Origin of the sequence: Ewingella sp. AOP8-B2-18 (genome assembly GCF_052376015.1) — a bacterium.
GTDB classification, from domain to species: domain Bacteria; phylum Pseudomonadota; class Gammaproteobacteria; order Enterobacterales; family Enterobacteriaceae; genus Ewingella; species Ewingella allii.
In genome coordinates, this window is the sequence record NZ_JBQSVB010000003.1 from 356,488 (window position 1) to 374,596 (window position 18,109).

The 18,109-nt window shown below is 54.2% G+C and carries 9 protein-coding genes and 3 tRNA genes; 7 read left to right on the forward strand and 5 right to left on the reverse strand.

The genetic code is table 11. The features are described from left to right. Window positions 1–86 precede the first annotated feature (86 nt). Genes recC through recD form a run of 4 tightly spaced genes read left to right on the forward strand, consistent with a single transcriptional unit; the run spans window position 87 to window position 11,919 of the window. Window positions 87–3,461 carry an exodeoxyribonuclease V subunit gamma gene (gene recC, locus ACT3RR_RS09510; protein ID WP_496200182.1) on the forward strand — a complete coding sequence of 1,125 codons (3,375 nt, stop codon included), beginning with the start codon at window positions 87–89 and terminating at the stop codon, window positions 3,459–3,461. A 42-nt stretch (window positions 3,462–3,503) separates the two neighbouring features. Beyond that, the gene (gene ptrA, locus ACT3RR_RS09515) at window positions 3,504–6,392 is read left to right on the forward strand and encodes a pitrilysin (protein ID WP_496200183.1); all 2,889 of its coding nucleotides are present in this window, start codon (window positions 3,504–3,506) and stop codon (window positions 6,390–6,392) included. Beyond that, complete coding sequence (recB, locus tag ACT3RR_RS09520) at window positions 6,389–9,973, forward strand: exodeoxyribonuclease V subunit beta (protein ID WP_496200184.1); 3,585 nt, start codon at window positions 6,389–6,391, stop codon at window positions 9,971–9,973. Before ptrA ends, recB begins: the two co-directional genes overlap by 4 nt. Beyond that, complete coding sequence (recD, locus tag ACT3RR_RS09525; protein WP_496200185.1) at window positions 9,970–11,919, forward strand: exodeoxyribonuclease V subunit alpha; 1,950 nt, start codon at window positions 9,970–9,972, stop codon at window positions 11,917–11,919. Before recB ends, recD begins: the two co-directional genes overlap by 4 nt. Window positions 11,920–11,994: 75 nt before the next feature. Here recD and argA read toward each other — a convergent pair whose 3' ends face one another. Further along, window positions 11,995–13,320: an amino-acid N-acetyltransferase gene (gene argA, locus ACT3RR_RS09530; RefSeq protein WP_353503259.1), complete on the reverse strand. Its 1,326-nt coding sequence runs from the start codon at window positions 13,318–13,320 to the stop codon at window positions 11,995–11,997. A 229-nt stretch (window positions 13,321–13,549) separates the two neighbouring features. Here argA and amiC point away from each other — a divergent pair, with 229 nt between their 5' ends. Then, complete coding sequence (gene amiC, locus ACT3RR_RS09535) at window positions 13,550–14,800, forward strand: N-acetylmuramoyl-L-alanine amidase AmiC (RefSeq protein ID WP_353503258.1); 1,251 nt, start codon at window positions 13,550–13,552, stop codon at window positions 14,798–14,800. Window positions 14,801–14,942: 142 nt separating this feature from the next. Here the strand turns inward: amiC and ACT3RR_RS09540 are convergent. The 3 genes from ACT3RR_RS09540 to ACT3RR_RS09550 form a co-directional block, all read right to left on the reverse strand. Continuing rightward, a tRNA-Met gene (locus ACT3RR_RS09540) sits at window positions 14,943–15,019 on the reverse strand. A 49-nt stretch (window positions 15,020–15,068) separates the two neighbouring features. Continuing rightward, a tRNA-Met gene (locus tag ACT3RR_RS09545) sits at window positions 15,069–15,145 on the reverse strand. Between the two features lie 69 nt (window positions 15,146–15,214). Next, window positions 15,215–15,291 (reverse strand) — tRNA-Met (locus ACT3RR_RS09550). Window positions 15,292–15,513: 222 nt separating this feature from the next. On the opposite strand from ACT3RR_RS09550, the gene mltA reads away from it, so the two are divergent. Together mltA and tcdA are read left to right on the forward strand one after the other, a co-directional pair. Next, window positions 15,514–16,701 carry a murein transglycosylase A gene (gene mltA, locus ACT3RR_RS09555; protein ID WP_353503257.1) on the forward strand — a complete coding sequence of 396 codons (1,188 nt, stop codon included), beginning with the start codon at window positions 15,514–15,516 and terminating at the stop codon, window positions 16,699–16,701. 127 nt (window positions 16,702–16,828) lie between these two features. Continuing rightward, entirely contained in the window at window positions 16,829–17,644 is an 816-nt protein-coding gene (tcdA, locus tag ACT3RR_RS09560; protein WP_496200186.1) for a tRNA cyclic N6-threonylcarbamoyladenosine(37) synthase TcdA, read from the forward strand. 28 nt (window positions 17,645–17,672) lie between these two features. Here the strand turns inward: tcdA and csdE are convergent, their stop codons facing one another. Beyond that, on the reverse strand, window positions 17,673–18,107 hold the full coding sequence (gene csdE, locus ACT3RR_RS09565) for a cysteine desulfurase sulfur acceptor subunit CsdE (RefSeq protein WP_485904052.1): 435 nt from the start codon (window positions 18,105–18,107) through the stop codon (window positions 17,673–17,675). Between the last annotated feature and the right edge of the window lie 2 nt (window positions 18,108–18,109).

The window sequence follows — 18,109 nt, forward strand, 5'->3', positions numbered from 1 at the left end:
CATTAGGTTCTAAGCTGGTTAGAGTAGTCTGCTGAATCTTCAAAAATGCACATATAAATTCGTCTTTTTTCCTCAAGGAAGCGCCAATGTTTACGGTTTATCACTCAAACCAATTAGATATTCTGAAAACGCTGACCACGGCGCTAATTGAGGGGCGCCCGCTCGCCGATCCTTTCAGCCAAGAAGTGATTCTGGTGCAAAGCCCAGGCATGGCGCAGTGGCTGCAAATGGAGTTGGCGCAGACATTTGGTATCGCAGCGAACATCGCATTCCCGCTGCCCGCGACCTTTATTTGGGACATGTTCACTAAAGTCTTACCGGGCATTCCCAAAGAGAGCGCCTTTAGCAAGGACGCGATGACATGGAAACTCATGTGGCTATTGCCGCAGAAATTGGGTGAAGAGGACTTTGCCTCGCTGCGCCACTATTTAGATGACGACGAAGACAAACGTAAAATCCATCAGCTCGCCGCCCGGGTAGCTGACCTTTTTGACCAATATCTGGTTTATCGTCCCGAATGGCTTAAAGCATGGGAAAGCGAGCGACAGGTGGAAGGGCTTGATGAGGCGCAGCGCTGGCAATCCTCCCTGTGGCGCGCGCTGTGTACCTATACCCAAGAATTGCAACAGCCGGAATGGCACCGTGCCAACCTGTATCAGAACTTCATTTCTCAGCTGGAAAACGCCAAAGTCACTCCGGCGGGCTTACCTTCTCGCGTATTTATCTGCGGGATCTCTGCATTGCCTCCGGTCTATTTGCAGGCCTTACAGGCGTTAGGCAAGCACATTGATATTCATCTGATGTTCACCAACCCGTGCAAATATTATTGGGGTGATATCCAGAACTACGCCTTTCTCGCCCGGCTGCAAAGCCGCAAGCGACGCCACTATCTTGAAAAGCTGGAAGATGCTTCTCTGTTCCGTGAGCCGGCACAAGCCGCTCAGCTCTTTAACGATGACGGCATGCAGAACCTGAGTAATCCATTGTTGGCTTCATGGGGCAAGCTTGGGCGCGACCACATGTTCCTGTTGTCGCAGGTGGACGATATTCAGGAAGTCCACGCCTTCGTTGATGTGGGAGATGGCTCTCTACTCCATGCCGTTCAGCAAGATATGTTGGAATTAGAGGACCATGCCATCATAGGGATGACGCCGGAAACCCTGCTCAGCAGTGACCAAAAGAGGGTGTTGAACCCAAAGGATCGCTCCCTAAGCCTGCATGTGTGCCACAGTCCGCAGCGCGAAGTTGAGATTCTGTATGACAATCTGCTCGCGCTGATGGCTGAAAACCCGGCGCTTACCCCGCGCGATATTATCGTCATGGTGGCGGATATCGACAGCTACGCGCCTTATATTCAGGCGGTATTTGGTAATGCGCCAGCAGAGCGCTATCTGCCCTTTGCCCTGTCGGATCGTAAAGCAAGTCAGGCTCACCCCGCGCTACAAGCCTTTATCTCCCTGCTCGATTTACCGCAAAGCCGCTTTACTGCCGAACAAGTTCTCGGGCTGTTGGAAGTCCCCGCGCTGGCTTCGCGCTTCTCCATTGATGAAGATGGACTGCGACTTTTGCGCCAGTGGGTCGGGGAATCTGGAATTCGCTGGGGGTTGGATGATGACAACGTCCGTGAGCTGTCACTGCCCGCGACTGGCCAGCACACCTGGCACTTTGGTTTGACCCGCATGCTGCTGGGCTACGCCATGGATAGCCAGGCGGGAGAGTGGCAGGGCGTCTTACCTTATGATGAATCAACCGGGCTGGCCGCCGAATTGGCCGGGCATTTAGCCGAGTTGCTGATGCAGCTTAGCCAGTGGCGCATAACCTTATCCAAGCCGCGCAGCGTCAGCGAGTGGCTGCCTCTGTGTCAGGAACTGCTTAGCACATTCTTCTCCGCCGAAGGGGAAACCGAAGTGGCATTGGCACTGATTGAGCAGCAGTGGCAAAAAGTTCTCAGCCACGGCGTTGCTGCTCACTATCCAGATCTTGTCCCGTTGTCTATCTTGCGTGACGAACTGGCGTCAAAACTCGATCAAGAGCGCATCAGCCAGCGTTTTCTGGCCGGCCCGATTAACTTCTGTACCCTGATGCCAATGCGGTCCATCCCCTTCAAAGTGGTATGCCTGCTGGGAATGAATGATGGCATTTACCCAAGAACGCTGCCGCCGCTGGGTTTTGATCTGATGGCGCAGAAAGTGGAAAGGGGCGATCGCAGCCGCCGCGACGATGACCGTTATCTATTCCTTGAAGCGCTGCTTTCGGCTCAGGATCATCTCTACATTAGCTATATTGGGCGCTCGATTCAGGATAATAGCGAGCGCTACCCTTCGGTGCTGGTGACAGAGCTGTTGGAGTACATCGGCCAAAGTTACTGTCTCGACGGTGATGAAGGCTTAACGGCGGATCAAAGTGCTGAGCGCGTCACAAAGCATCTGCTGTGCTGGCATCCGCGCACGCCTTTTGACGCCACTAATTTCGAGGCCGGTAACGAACATCAAAGCTTTGCGGCAGAATGGCTGCCTGCGGCCAGCCGAAAGGGTGATGACGTTCTGGATTTCAACCAACCTTTAGAGCCAGTGGCAACCACTGAAGTGACGCTAGAAAACTTGCTGCGTTTTTATCGTCACCCTATCAAGGCCTTTTTCCAAATGAGGCTCAATGTGAGTTTCGTGCTGGAAGAGACCGAACTGTCGGATGAAGAGCCTTTCATTCTGGACAATCTTGACCGTTACCAGTTCAACACCCAACTTCTCAACACGCTGATTGAAGAGCGGGATCCTGCACAACTCTTTACCCGAGTTCGCGCGTCCGGCGGCCTGCCGTACGGCCCGTTTGGTGAAATTTACTGGCAGAAGCAGTTGGAAGAAATGACTGAATTAGCCGACACCGTGCGCAGCGAAAGACAGGAGTACGGCAGCGTTGAGCTGGATTTGTCCGTGGGCGATATCAAACTGACGGGTTGGCTACATCAGGTACAAGACAATGGGCTGCTGCGCTGGCGTCCTGCGGCCTTGCTGGCCAGAGACGGTCTGTTATTGTGGATTGAACACTTGGCCTATTGCGCCGCCGGTGGCAAGGGCGACAGTCGGATGTATGGTCGCGGTGCCACGGCATGGCGATTTGCCGCGATGCCAGCTGAGAGAGCAACGCAGCATCTACAGGATTTGATTAACGGGTATCTGGAGGGGATGTCTGAACCTTTGATTTTACTCAACAAAAGTGGCTGGGCATGGTTATCGCAGTGTTTTGATAAAGATACTGGTACGGTAAGTCATGATGAAGAAAAGCTTGAGAAAGCGCGCAACAAGTTACTTCAGGCATGGCAGGGGGATATTCGCGTGCCGGGAGAAGGTGCCGATCCTTATATTCAGCGGGTGTTCCGTCAGTTAGATACGCAAAAATTACAAATTATTATCCGTGAAGCGGAACGCTTCCTTTTGCCCCTAGCCCGACACAATCTGGCATAGTGGCATGAGTTCAAAAATTTACCTTATTGGGGGAGAGTGGCAATGTTAAAACAGCTTACCCGTGTTTCAGGGTTACTGTTGTTATCAGTCTTTTGGATACCGGCAGCATGGTGTGCGACTGACTGGCAGCCGTATGCACAAGCAATCAATAAGAGTCAGAACGACCCGCGTCAGTATCAGGCGATCACGTTGAATAATGGGATGACGGTGCTATTGGTTTCCGACAGCGAAGCCAGTAAATCTCTGGCTGCGTTAGCGATTCCCGTGGGATCTTTAGAAGATCCCGACTCCCAACTCGGTCTGGCACACTACACCGAACATATGCTGCTGATGGGCTCCAAAAAGTATCCCGAGCCGGAAAGCCTGTCTGAGTTTTTGAAAAAGCACGGTGGCAGCCACAATGGCAGCACCGCCTCCTACCGCACGGCTTTTTATCTTGAGGTTGAAAATGATGCGCTACAGCCCGCGGTTGATAGATTAGCGGACGCCATTGCCGAGCCGCTGCTCGACCCATTGAATGCCGACCGTGAACGTAACGCGGTCAATGCCGAGCTGACCATGGCGCGTTCCCGAGACGGCATGCGTATGGCGCAAGTTCGCGCTGAAACCCTAAACCCTGCTCACCCTAGCGCCCGTTTTTCCGGCGGCAACCTTGATACGCTAAAAGATAAGCCAGGGAGTAAATTACACGATGAGCTTACGGCGTTTTATCATCGTTATTACTCGGCTAATCTGATGGTGGCCGTGATTTATAGCAATAAACCCTTGCCCGAACTGGCCCAGCTGGCCGCAGACACCTTTGGTAAAATTGGCAATCACAACGCCAGCGTCCCGGCCATTACTGTTCCGACGCTTACCGAGGCGCAAAAGGGTGAGATTATTCATTTCATTCCGGCCCAGCCGCGTAAACAGCTGCGCATTGAATTTGCCATTGATAACAACAGCGCTGCTTTCCGCAGTAAAACTGACACCTATATCAGTTATTTGATTGGCAACCGTAGCCCTAACACCTTATCGGACTGGTTACAGAAAGAGGGGCTGGCTGATGGAATTAACGCCGGGGCGGATCCTATGGTGGATCGCAATCAGGGCGTGTTCAATATCTCAATTTCCCTTACGGATAAAGGGCTGGCTCAGCGCGACAGAGTGATTGCGGCGGTGTTTAGCTATCTGAATGAGATGCGTCAGCAGGGGATCAAAAAAGAGTATTTCGACGAAATCGCGCACGTCATGGCATTGGATTATCGTTATCCGGCGTTAACTCGCGATATGGATTATGTCGAGTGGCTGGTTGATACCATGCTCAGAGTGCCTATCGAGCACGTTTTAGATTCGCCATATTTAACCGACCAGTTTGACCCTGCGGCTATCGCTGCCCGCCTTGATCAACTGACACCACAGAATGCTCGTTACTGGTACATCAGCCCTGATGAACCCCACAATAAAGTGGCCTATTTTGTGAATGCGCCTTATCAGGTTGATAAGCTCCCCGCCGCGACCTTTGAACAATGGAAGCAGCAGAGCCAGCAAATTTCGCTCTCTCTGCCTGCGCTGAACCCCTACATTCCTGACTCTTTGGCGTTGGTGAATAAGCAGGGCGACCAGACCAAACCTAAGCTGGTGGTGGAGAAAAAAGGCCTGCGCGTTTTCTACATGCCAAGCCGTTATTTTTCGCAAGAGCCCAAAGCCAATGTGATGGTGTCGTTCCGCAACGCTCAGGCGCTGGATAATGCTAAAAACCAGGTATTGTATGGCCTGACGGACTATCTGACCGGCGTGGCCTTTGACCAACTGAGCTATCAGGCCTCTATTGGCGGCATTAGCTTCTCCACCTCGCCAGACAATGGATTGCAGTTTGCAGCCACTGGCTTTACCGAGCGTTTGCCGGTATTGCTTAGCAAGCTGGTGGACAGCTATCCGGATTTCAAACCGACCCAAGAACAGCTTGATCAGGCTAAGTCCTGGTATCTGGAACGTTTAGCGTCAGCGGATAAAGGCAAGGCCTTTGAGTTGGCCCTGCAACCCGTCCAGCTGGTTTCCCGCATCCCTTATACCGAGCGAGAAGAGCGTGAAAAGCTAGTCAAGGGCATCACCCTTGAGCAAATCAACGCCTACCGCGAGAGCCTTATCCATAACGCCGCAGTGGAGATTATGGTGATTGGCAACATGACTGAGCCTGAAGTGAAGGCCATGTCAGAAGCTATCGTCAATAAAGTGGGAGTACACGGTTCTCAGTGGTGGCGTGGCAGCCATGTTGAAATCAAAAAGCCGCAGAAGGTCAATATTCAGCGTCAGGGTAGCAGCACGGACTGCGCGCTGGCGGCGGTCTATATTCCGACTGGCTATGATGAAGTGCAGAGCATGGCCTACAGCTCGCTGCTCGGCCAGATAATCCAGCCTTGGTTCTACAGCCAATTACGCACTCAGGAGCAGTTGGGGTATGCCGTGTTTGCCTTCCCAATCCCTGTCGGCAAGCAGTGGGGGATTGGCTTCCTGCTGCAAAGCAACAGCAAGCAGCCACAGTACCTTTATCAGCGCTATTTGGCATTTTATCCTCAGGCGGAAAAACGGCTGCGTGCCATGAAGCCTGACGAATTTGCGCAGTACAAACAGGCGCTGATTAATGAGATGCAGCAGCGTCCTCAAACGCTTGATGAAGAGGCCGATCGCTTAGGCAATGATTTCAGCCGGGGAGAAAGCGACTTTAATACGCGCGACAAGGTGCTGGCGGTTATTAAGAGCCTGACCCAACAGGAGTTGGCGGATTATTTCCATAAAGCGGTGATCAAAATGAACGGCCTGGCGATGCTTTCGCAAGTGTCAGGCAATGACGCGAAAACGGCTGACTATGCCAAACCGGCCGGGTTTAAAACCTACCCGAACACGTCTTCAATCCAGAAAACATTTCCTCACCAGGTAAACAGTCAATGACAGAGATTATCCCGCAGAAGCTTGAACCGCTGACGCTGCCCCTCACCGGAGCACGGTTGATTGAGGCCTCTGCGGGCACGGGCAAGACCTTCACGCTGGCCGTGCTTTATCTGCGGCTATTGCTCGGGCTGGGCAAGGAGGCCGCTTTTCCCCGCAGTTTGACGGTGGAAGAAATTCTGGTGGTGACCTTTACCGAGGCGGCCACTGAGGAGCTACGTGGCCGTATCCGCAGCAACATTCATGAGCTAAGAATTTCCTGCGTGCGGGGCCAGAGCGACAATCCGATGATGATGTCGCTGATGGCGCAAATCGAGGATTTAGCTTCGGCAGCCCATATTTTGCTGGCGGCAGAACGGCAGATGGATGAAGCCGCGATTTATACTATCCACGGATTTTGCCAGCGAATGCTCACTCACAACGCTTTCGAGTCAGGCATTCTGTTTGAACAGACCTTAGTTCAAGACGAGTTACCTTTGCGCCGTCAGGCCTGCGCCGACTTCTGGCGTCGCCATTGCTATCCGCTGCCACTGGACATCGCGCGCGTGATTTCGCAGGAGTGGAGCGGGCCGGAAGCCTTACTCAGCGACTTATCGCCTTATTTGCATGGTGAAATGCCCCAGCTCCGCCAGCCGCCAGCTGAGGACGAAACTATTGAGACGCGTCACCAGCAGATACTCGAACGCATTAACAGCATCAAGCAGCAATGGCTGGCGGCATCGGCTGATATCGCCGCTATCATCAATGACTCCGGGGTCGATAAACGCAGTTATAGCTCGCGATATCTGCCGGTGTGGCTCGAAAACGTCGGGTTATGGGCTGCGCAAGCTACTGAAGACTACCAGTTGCCGAAGGAACTTGAGCGCTTTAGACAGTCGGTGCTGTTGGAAAAAACCAAGAAAGGCAATGCTCCGCAGCACGGCGTTTTCGACAGCATAGACGCCATCTTCACCGAGCCTCTGACGCTGCGCGATTTGATTATTGCGCGAGCATTAAGCGAAATTCGTTTCACCATTCAGAAAGAGAAGCGCCAGCGCGCCGAGCTAGGCTTTGACGATCTCTTGAGCCGCCTTGACGCCGCGCTGCACCAGCCTGGTGGAGAGCTGTTAGCACAGGCTATTCGCAGCCGTTATCCCTTAGCGATGATCGACGAATTTCAGGATACGGACCCGCAGCAGTACCGCATCTTCCAGCGCCTTTATATCAACCAGCCCCAGTGCGGCTTGCTGCTAATCGGTGACCCTAAACAGGCGATTTATGCATTTCGCGGCGCTGATATCTTTACCTATATGCGCGCTCGTTCTGAAGTTAGTGCTCACTACACTATGGACACCAACTGGCGCTCATCAGTAAGCATGGTTAAAGGCGTTAACCACCTGTTTTCCCAGCTGAATAACCCGTTCGTATTCTCCCAAATTCCTTTTATTCAGGTCTCTCCGGCGGGGAAAAATACCCCGCTCGACTTTGAACTAAATGGGCAGAGCCAACCTGCTTTGCATTTCTGGTTGCAGCAGGGGGAAGGAGTTGGAGTAAGTGATTACCAACAGCTGATGGCGCGCCAGTGCGCGGCGCAGATTCGCGACTGGCTGACTGCCGGGCAAAATCAACAGGCGTGGCTGGTGAATGCCAAGGGTGAACGTAGTCTGGTTCAGGCGTCCGATATTACCGTTTTGGTACGCAGTCGGGCAGAGGCGGCGCTGATCCGCGATGCCCTCAGCGCGCTCGACATTCCTTCTGTGTATCTCTCCAACCGCGACAGCGTTTTCGAAACGGCTGAAGCCAAGGACATTTTGTGGCTGTTGCAGGCGGTGCTGACTCCTGAACACGAGCGCACCCTGCGCAGTGCCATGGCCACCGGCATCATCGGCCTTGATGCCCTGACGCTGGATAACTTGAGCAAAGATGAGCGGGCCTGGGATGCCTTAGTCGACGAGTTTGACGGCTACCGCCAGCGCTGGGCGCGGCGCGGCGTGCTGCCCATGCTTAAGTCATTGATTGCTCATCGTCATTTGGCCGAGAACCTGCTGGCGGCAACCGGGGGCGAGAGAAGACTGACCGATTTACTGCATCTTGGCGAGTTGTTGCAGGAAGCCGCCGCCCAGCTTGATAGTGAGCACGCACTGGTGCGCTGGTTGGCGCAGCAAATCGCCTCCCCGGATCGCCAATCGCAGAGCCAACAATTAAGGCTGGAGAGCGATAAACACTTGGTGCAGGTGGTGACCATTCATAAGTCCAAAGGTCTGGAGTATCCGCTGGTCTGGCTGCCGTTTATCAGTAATTTCCGCCAGCAGCAGCAAGGCTTGTACCACGACCGTAGCACCTTTTCAGCCATGCTAGACCTCAACAGTGATGAGCAAAGTAAAGAGTTGGCCGAAGAGGAGCGTCTGGCGGAGGATCTCCGTCTGCTCTATGTGGCGCTGACGCGTTCGGTTTACCACTGTAGCGTGGGCATTGCGCCTTTGATGCAAGGCAACCGCAAAAAGCAGGGCGATACCGATTTACACCTCGGGGCGATGGGCTATTTGGTACAGAAAGCTCAGGCTGCCGACGCCGCAGGGTTAGTCGCCTGCCTCAGTAGCCTTAGCAATGAGGATGTGGTGTTCTCCGCTATTGAATCGCCAGAGCAAACGCCGTGGGCCGCACCAAGCGATGAGCTAAAAACACTTTCCGCACGCCAAATGAAACGCCAAATTCAAGACAGCTGGCGCATCACCAGTTACTCCGGCCTACAGCAGCACGGCACGGCGTTGGCGCAAGACCTGCTGCCGAAGCTAGATGTTGAAGCTGCGGGTGAGCAGCAAGAGGCCGTCGAGCCACAAATGAATGCCCACACGTTTCCGCGCGGTGCTTCGCCCGGGACCTTCCTGCACAGCATTTTCGAGGAAATCGCCTTTGACGCAGAGGTTGATGACCAATGGCTGACGGAAAAGCTAACAGCTCAGGGCCTTGATGCTGAGTGGCTACCCGTGCTTAAAGCCTGGATTGAAGCCATTTTAAACACGCCGCTCGGTGAGCCGCAGATGAAACTCAGCGCGATTGACCAAGGCAAATTGCAGTCTGAATTGCAGTTCTACTTGCCTATCGACAGCTTGCTTCAGGCTTCGCAACTCAACGCCGTGGTGAAACATTTCGACAGTTTATCCGCCCGCTGCCCGTCGCTTAACTTCCAGCAGGTGCAGGGCATGCTCAAAGGCTTTATCGACTTAGTATTCTTCTGGGAAGGGCGTTTTTACTTGCTCGATTACAAGTCCAACTGGCTGGGTGATGACAGTAGTGCTTATACCGAAGAAGCGATGGAAAGCGCGATGGCTGAGCACCGCTATGACCTGCAATACCAGCTCTATACGCTGGCGCTCCATCGCTATTTAGGCCATCGGCTGGCCGATTATGACTATGAGCGCCATTTTGGTGGTGTGATTTATCTGTTCCTGCGCGGCGTGGATCCGGAGCATCCGGGTAATGGCGTTTTCCGCCGTCGCCCGTCGCAGGAGTTCGTCGAATGCCTCGACCAACTATTTAGAGGTGAGTTTGTCCCTGATGAAGCCATGCTGGAACAGGCCAGAATGCTGGAGGGGCAGCTATGAACACCTCGGTGACAGTGAAAAATGGTTCAGCAGTAGATGCTCTGTTTGAGCAAGCCTTGCTGCAAGGCGCGCTCAGGTCACTGGACGTGCAGTTTGCCCGCATGATAGCTGGCGGGACGCAGGCAGAGACTGAATATGCCGCGTTAATGCTGGCGGCCGCCTGCCTGAGCAGCGAGGCGGGGAGTGGCCACGTGTGCCTGCATTTGGACCAGCTCAGCCCAGATTCCCTGTTTAACAGTCGTTATCCGCAGCTAGCTATTGAGCTTTGGAAAACAGCCGGTGAGCCGGATACCGAGCAGTGGCTGACACTATTAAACCGCCACGCAGCTGTCAGCGACGGCAGCCAGCCAACGCCGATGGTCTTGCAGGAAAACCGTCTTTATCTTCAGCGAATGTGGCAGAGCGAGGGCGAGGTTGCCGATTTCTTCAGTGCTGAAAAACGGCTGGATGCCTCGCTCATTTCACCACTGACCGTGGATGAAACGCGGCTTAAAACGATTCTGGATGACCTGTTTGGTCACTCAGACTCAGCCGAGATTGATTGGCAGAAAGTCGCGGCGGCGGTGGCGGCCACGCGGCGGATTTCAATCATTTCCGGCGGGCCCGGTACCGGCAAAACCACCACGGTTGCCAAGCTATTAGCCGCGCTGGTTCAGCTCTATCCGCAGCAGAAACTGCGCATTCAACTCGCCGCGCCCACCGGCAAGGCGGCAGCGCGTTTGACCGACTCTCTGGGGCAGGCCAGTCTGCGTTTACCTCTTAGCGAAGCCGAGCGCGCCGCTTTCCCGGCTGAAGCCTCGACATTACACCGATTGCTGGGCGCACAGCCCGGCAGCCAGCGCATGCGTTACCACCGTGGGAATCCGCTGCACCTTGACGTGCTGGTGGTGGATGAAGCCTCAATGGTTGACCTGCCGATGATGGCGCGGCTGATTGAAGCACTGCCCGCGCAGGCGCGAGTGATTTTCCTTGGCGACCGTGACCAGTTGGCTTCGGTAGAAGCAGGGGCGGTGTTGGGAGATATCTGCCGCTTTGCAGAGCAGGGGTATAGCGCAGAACGCGCCACCCAACTGAGTTATTTGACCGGCTGCCCTGTCGCGCCAACCGAAGTGGCTAACGCCGCCAGCGTGCGCGATAGCTTGTGCCTGCTGCGCCGCAGCTATCGGTTTGATTCGGCGTCGGGTATTGGTCAGTTGGCGAAAGCCGTCAATGCAGGGGAGAGCGCCGCCGCGTCTGCCGTGCTGGCGCAAGGCTTGCCGGACGTGACGGGATATCCGCTCAATGAAACTGAGGATTTCCAGCCGCTGCTCGATGCCTGCTTGGCGGGCTATCTTCCTTATCTCCAAGGCGTCAGACACAGCGCATCGCCGGATAGCATTTTGCAGGACTTTGGCCGTTTTCAGGTGCTATGCGCGCTGCGCGAAGGACCGTTTGGCGTAAAAGGGCTGAATGAGCGCATCGAACAACTGCTAAATCGCAAAGGGCTGATCCGCCGACCTGCCGTGCTGGCGGGGAAATGGTATGCCGGCAGGCCGGTGATGATCAGCCGAAATGACAGCGCGCTGGGGTTATTCAACGGTGATATCGGTATCGCCTTGCAAAGCGAAAGTGGCGAGCTGAGGGTCTACTTCCAGCTTCCGGGCGGTGAAGTGAAATCCGTGCAGCCGAGCCGCTTGCCAGCCCATGAAACGGCTTACGCCATGACGGTGCATAAGTCTCAAGGCTCTGAGTTTGACCACACGCTGCTGGTGCTGCCTAACCATTTCCTGCCGGTGCTAACCCGGGAGTTGGTCTATACCGCCATTACCCGAGCTAAAAAGCAGTTGTCGCTTTATGCCAGTGAGAAGGTGTTCAACATTGCGACCCGCACGCGAACTCGCCGCCGCAGCGGGCTGGCGGAACGGCTGAGCGAACAGGTCGAGTCGTCCTCTCTCAACCCTGAGTAGTAAAAACAAAACGGGGCTTCTCTACGCGTGAGAAGCCCCGTTATTTTTTATCACTAACCTAGTGTAAGCCCTGCTTTAAAGCTCGGTCAGCAGAATTTTGGAGCGGCGCTGATAGTTGTACATTTCCTGTTTCTGGATTGGCAGGACGTCTACTTCAGCCGGCTGGAAACCGCGCTCCTGGAACCAGTGGATGCTGCGAGTGGTTAACACAAACAGGCGATCCAGCCCCATTTGCTTCGCCTGGCTGGCGACGCGTTTCAGCAGCATTTCGCCGCGTGACGAGCTGCGATAGTCGGGATGCACCGCCACGCAGGCCATTTCGCCAATACGCTCTTCCGGGAACGGATAGAGCGCGGCGCAGGCGATGGTCAGGTTATCGCGTTCAATAATAGTGAATTTATCGATTTCCATCTCTAGCTGCTCGCGGGAGCGGCGCACCAAAATACCCTGCTGCTCCAGCGGGCGAATCAGCTCAAGAATGCCGCCGATATCGTTAATTGTCGCACGGCGCACCTGTTCGGCACTTTCCATCACGATTTGCGTACCGATACCGTCGCGGGAGAACAGCTCCTGAACCAGGGCGCCGTCTTCCTGATAGCTGATCAGATGGCTACGGCGCACGCCGCTGCGGCAGGCTTTGACTGCCCCACGCAGGAAGCGCACGGTGCCGGACTGATAATCGCCACTGGCTTCCATGGTGTCGATTCGAGCCTGCGCATCGTTCGGGAACAGTTCCGAAATAATATTATCGTCTTCGTCGATCACGCCCTGAGACGAGCAGAAGCCAATCATTTTTTCTGCTTTCAATTTGATTGCAAGCTGGGTCGCCACCTCTTCGGAGGTCAGGTTGAAGCTTTCACCCGTAACGGAAACGGCAACCGGCCCAAGCAGCACAATGGCGTTGCTGTCGAGTTGGCGGTGGATCGCTTCTTCATCAATACGGCGAATACGGCCGGTATGGCAGTAGTCGATACCGTCGTCGACCCCCAAAGGCTGGGCGATGATGAAGTTACCGCTGACCACATTAATATGCGCGCCCTGAAGTGGCGTATTATTCAGGCTCATGGAGAGGCGAGCGGTGATGTCGAGCTGCAATAAGCCCGCCGCTTGCTTGACTAATTCGAGGGTGCGGGCGTCGGTGACGCGGGTATTTTTGTGGTAGATAGGTTCATAATTATGCTCCGCCAGATTCTCATCTATCTGCGGGCGAGCACCATAAACCACCACCAAACGGATGCCCAGACTGTGTAAAAGCCCGATATCATTGACGATATTGGTAAAGTTCTCATGCTCAATAGCTTCGCCGCCCAGCATGACAACGAACGTTTTGCCACGGTGTGCATTAATGTAGGGAACCGAGTGGCGAAAACCCTGAACCAATTCAGTACTACGTTCCTTCACGGCAAAACCTCATTTGAATTTTTATTCGTAATTTCTGTATTTTTATTCTTTTATGCCGATGTGGCAAGTAAGAAATCTCTCTTTTTGTTCACAAAGCATCAACAAGCTTAAAATTTAGCCAATCCCGTTTATGAATGACAGGGCAGAGTCGATTCGTTAGAATTTTCCTATTGAGCCTTTTTGGCTGTTTTGTTTTTTGCTCATTTTGAGCCCTTACCTTTGAGACTGCATGACTGACGATAATCACAATTTTGGCCGAAGACGCCTGTTACAAAGCGTAGCTGCTTCGTGGATGCTCAGCGTCAGCCGGGTGGGTTTTGCCGCCAGTTCACAAGTGGTTGCCGTGCGCGTCTGGCCCGCTTCTTCCTATACTCGCCTGACGCTAGAGTCCAGTACCCCGCTGAAATATAAGCATTTCACTCTCACCAATCCTCATCGGCTGGTTATCGATATTGAAGGTGTCCACCTCAATAGCGTGCTTAAGGGCGTAGGTAAGCAGATCCAGCAAAATGATCCTTTTATCAAACAGGCCAGAGTAGGCCAGTTTGATAAAACGACGATCAGGCTGGTGATGGAGCTGAAAAAGCAGATTAACCCGCACGTTTTCACTCTTAAGCCGGTTGCCGGAATTCACAACCGCTTGGTGGTGGATCTCTACCCGCAAGAGGGGGCAGTGAGCGCGGAGGATGATCCGCTATTGGCATTGCTGGAAGATTACAACAGGGGCGATGTGGCGCGAACCCTGCCGCCGGAGACGGCCAAAGATGGCAAAGCGGGGCGCGAGCGACCGTTGATCATCATGCTCGATCCGGGGCACGGCGGGGAAGACCCCGGTGCCATCGGCAAATATAAGACCCGTGAGAAAGATATCGTTCTGCTGATTGCCCGCAAGTTGCAGAAACTGATTCAGCGCGAGCCGAACATGAAGGTGCACATGACGCGCAACGAAGACGTCTTCATCCCTTTGAAAGTCCGGGTCGCTAAGGCGAGAAAGCTGCGGGCAGATCTTTTTGTGTCGATTCACGCCGATGCCTTCACCAACCGTGCCGCCCGTGGATCTTCGGTTTTCGCCTTATCGACCAAAGGGGCGACCAGCGCCGCTGCGCGTTTTCTGGCGCAGACGCAGAATGAGTCCGATCAAATCGGCGGCGTGAGTAAAAGCGGCGACCGCTATCTCGACCACACCATGTTCGATTTGGTGCAGACCGCCACCATCAGCGACAGCCTGAAGTTTGGTAAAGAGGTGCTGACGCGCATGGGCAAAATCAATCATCTGCATAAGAACAAGGTCGATCAGGCCGGATTTGCAGTGCTGAAAGCGCCAGACATTCCTTCCATTCTGGTGGAAACGGCGTTTATCAGTAATGTGGAAGAGGAGCGCAAGCTGAAGACCAGCCACTTCCAGCAGAAGGTGGCGGAGTCCATACTGGCGGGCATCAAGGCCTATTTTGCCGATGGCGGCATGTCGGTCAGAAGGTGATGGGCTAAGGCTTTACAAATAAGAAGGTCAGTGGAGAACATCGCTGGCCTTTTTTGATCGGCTGAAAGAATTTCCAGACGCCAGAAACAAAAAAACACCCGTTAAGGTGTCTGTTGTTCTTTCTTTTATGCTGATTTGTAGTTGGTTGCGGAGGCCGGATTTGAACCGACGACCTTCGGGTTATGAGCCCGACGAGCTACCAGGCTGCTCCACCCCGCGTCCGTCACTACAATGTACTGCTTTTTTTACTTCCCATCCATACTGCAATTGGTTGCGGAGGCCGGATTTGAACCGACGACCTTCGGGTTATGAGCCCGACGAGCTACCAGGCTGCTCCACCCCGCGTCCGTCATTGCTGTACTGCTTCATCGGTAAGTCTTTCATTCCACTTAAGCTTTTACATCTGCATTAAGTTGGTTGCGGAGGCCGGATTTGAACCGACGACCTTCGGGTTATGAGCCCGACGAGCTACCAGGCTGCTCCACCCCGCGTCCGATGAGGGCGAACTATACGCTGCGTGAGATTTCGTGCAACCCTTTTTTCCAAATTAATGTGATAAACCGCCTGTTTAACTGCTTTTTATACACTCTGATGGCTTTTTAAACAGCCCGATCGAATTCATTTTTTTCGATGGTGGCAATTCCTTTCTGATAGGGCCTTTGTTATCGTTTTGGCGGTAGTTTCCCCCCTGAAAGCAAGAGAGCGCGGCAATAATGAAAGGACGTTGGAGTAAATATCTGCTGAGTGGTCTGGTCATCGCGATATTGGCGGGCTGTTCATCCAGACCGACCGATCGCGGGCAGCAGTATAAAGATGGTCGACTGGAAAATGCGCTCGAGTATGTTAATGAGCCGAACGCCACGGGCAAACCGGTGAATGCCAAAGATTACGCTAGTCAGGTGATGGAAGTGCAATACGCCTCTTCCACGCTATACGGTAGAAATAATACGACTTTTCAGGCCGTGGAGCAGTGGCTCCGCGCCGGTGCTGATACCCGCACGCTGAGCCAATACGGCATCAGCGCTTATCAGATGGAAGGCGCTGACAACTTCGGTAACGTGCAATTGACCGGCTACTACACGCCGGTGCTGCAGGCACGCTACACCCGTCAGGGTGAGTTCCAATATCCTTTATATCGCATGCCGCCAAAACGCGGTCGCCTGCCGGATCGCGCTTCAATTTACTCCGGCGCGCTGAGCGATAACTACGTCATTGCCTATACCAACTCGCTGATGGACAACTTCATGATGGAAGTTCAGGGCAGTGGTTATGTCGATTATGGCGATGGTCGCCCATTGACCTTCTTTGGCTATGCCGGCAAAAACGGTCATGCTTACCGCAGTATCGGCAAAGTGCTGATTGACCGTGGCGAAGTGGCGCGTGAAAACATGTCGATGCAGGCGATTCGTCAATGGGCCGATACTCATAGCGAAGCGCAAGTTCGCGAGCTGCTTGAGCAGAATCCTTCTTTCGTTTTCTTCAAACCAGAACCTTTCACGCCAGTTCGCGGTGCGAGCGGTATCCCGTTGATTGCTAAGGCTTCGGTGGCTTCTGACCGTTCGCTGATCCCGGCAGGTTCCACCTTGTTGGCGGAAGTGCCTGAGTTGGACAACAAAGGCAAATTCACCGGCAAATACCATATGCGCTTGATGGTGGCGCTGGATGTCGGCGGGGCAATTAAAGGCCAGCATTTCGATATGTATCAAGGGATTGGCCCGGATGCAGGCCACTCGGCGGGCTTCTACAATCACTATGGTCGCGTGTGGGTGCTGAAATCAGCACAGAGCGGACAGCCGCTATTTACTGCTTATAACGCCGCAGGCGCGTCATCCGGCCCGGCGACCACCTTGGCTCCGGCTCCGGCGGCGAGCAGCAACGGTGGTTCCTTCTTGTTGAAGTAGCATTATTTCGGCTTCGCGCCTAATTGAGTTAAAATAGTCCATCAAAAGCAGCCTCCGGGCTGCTTTGTTTTTCTGATTCAGAAGCCATTCCCTTGAATTTTAAAGCAAGTACAGAGGTTAATCCGTCATGACAGCAGCTTACTCCGATGCCTATTTACAGCGTTTTGGCGGCACTGCGCGCCTTTACGGCCAGCAGGCATTGACGCTGTTCTCCCAGGCTCACGTCTGTGTGATTGGGATCGGCGGGGTGGGTTCGTGGGCCGCTGAAGCATTGGCGCGTACCGGCATTGGCACTATCACCTTGATTGATATGGACGATGTCTGCGTGACCAACACCAACCGCCAAATTCACGCGCTGCGTGAGAATGTCGGGAAGGCGAAAACCGAAGTCATGGCTGAGCGCATTTTGGCGATTAACCCTGAGTGCAAAGTCACCTGCATTGATGATTTCATTACGCCAGAAAATGTGGCGGAAATGCTGAATCGCGATTTCAGCTATGTCATTGATGCGATTGACAGTGTGCGCCCCAAAGCTGCGCTTTTGGCTTACTGCCGCCGCTACAAAATCCCGGTGGTAACCACCGGCGGGGCGGGCGGACAAATCGACCCAACCCAAATCGCGGTCGTGGATTTAGCGAAAACCATTCAAGACCCGCTGGCGGCAAAACTGCGCGAGCGCCTGAAGAACGATTTTGGCGTGGTGAAAAACAGCAAAGGTAAGCTGGGGATTGACTGCGTGTTCTCTAGTGAGCCGCTGATGTACCCGCAGGCCGACGGCAGCGTGTGTGCATCACGGGCCACGGCAGAAGGGCCGAAGCGGATGGACTGTGCGTCCGGATTTGGTGCCGCCACCATGGTGACCGCCACCTTCGGTTTTGTCGCCGTGTCGCACGTGTTGAAGAAGATGATGGCCAAAGCGCAGCGCCAGCAGGCCGCCGCTTAAGGCTGTGTGATGGCGTAAAGCCGGTCAGTCAGGCGTGTTGGCGAGCCAGTGCCAAGACGCCTTCGGCCAGAGCGGAAAGGCCACTGGCCCGGCTAGTGCTTAACTGTTCGCGCAGCCCCAAGGTGTCGAACAGCGCCAGAGGGTCACTCGCCAGGATCTCCTTTGGCGTCTTGCCTTCCACCGTGGTCAGTATTACCGCCAGCAGGCCTTTGACAATGCGGCCTTCGCTGTCACCGTAGAAATGCATCCCGCCGTTTTCCGCCAGTTCGCCCCCCAGCCATACCCGATTTTCACAACCCGAAAGCTCTATGTCGGCAGTTTTGAGCTGGGGATCCAGCGCGGGGACTCTTTTCGCTAATAAGATCAGCTGGCGATAACGATCCTCCCACTGGCGCAGGCCGGAGAATGTCTCGGACAGCGACTGGGGGGTGATCTCATGTCCAAAAGGATGGGGCGCTAACATGT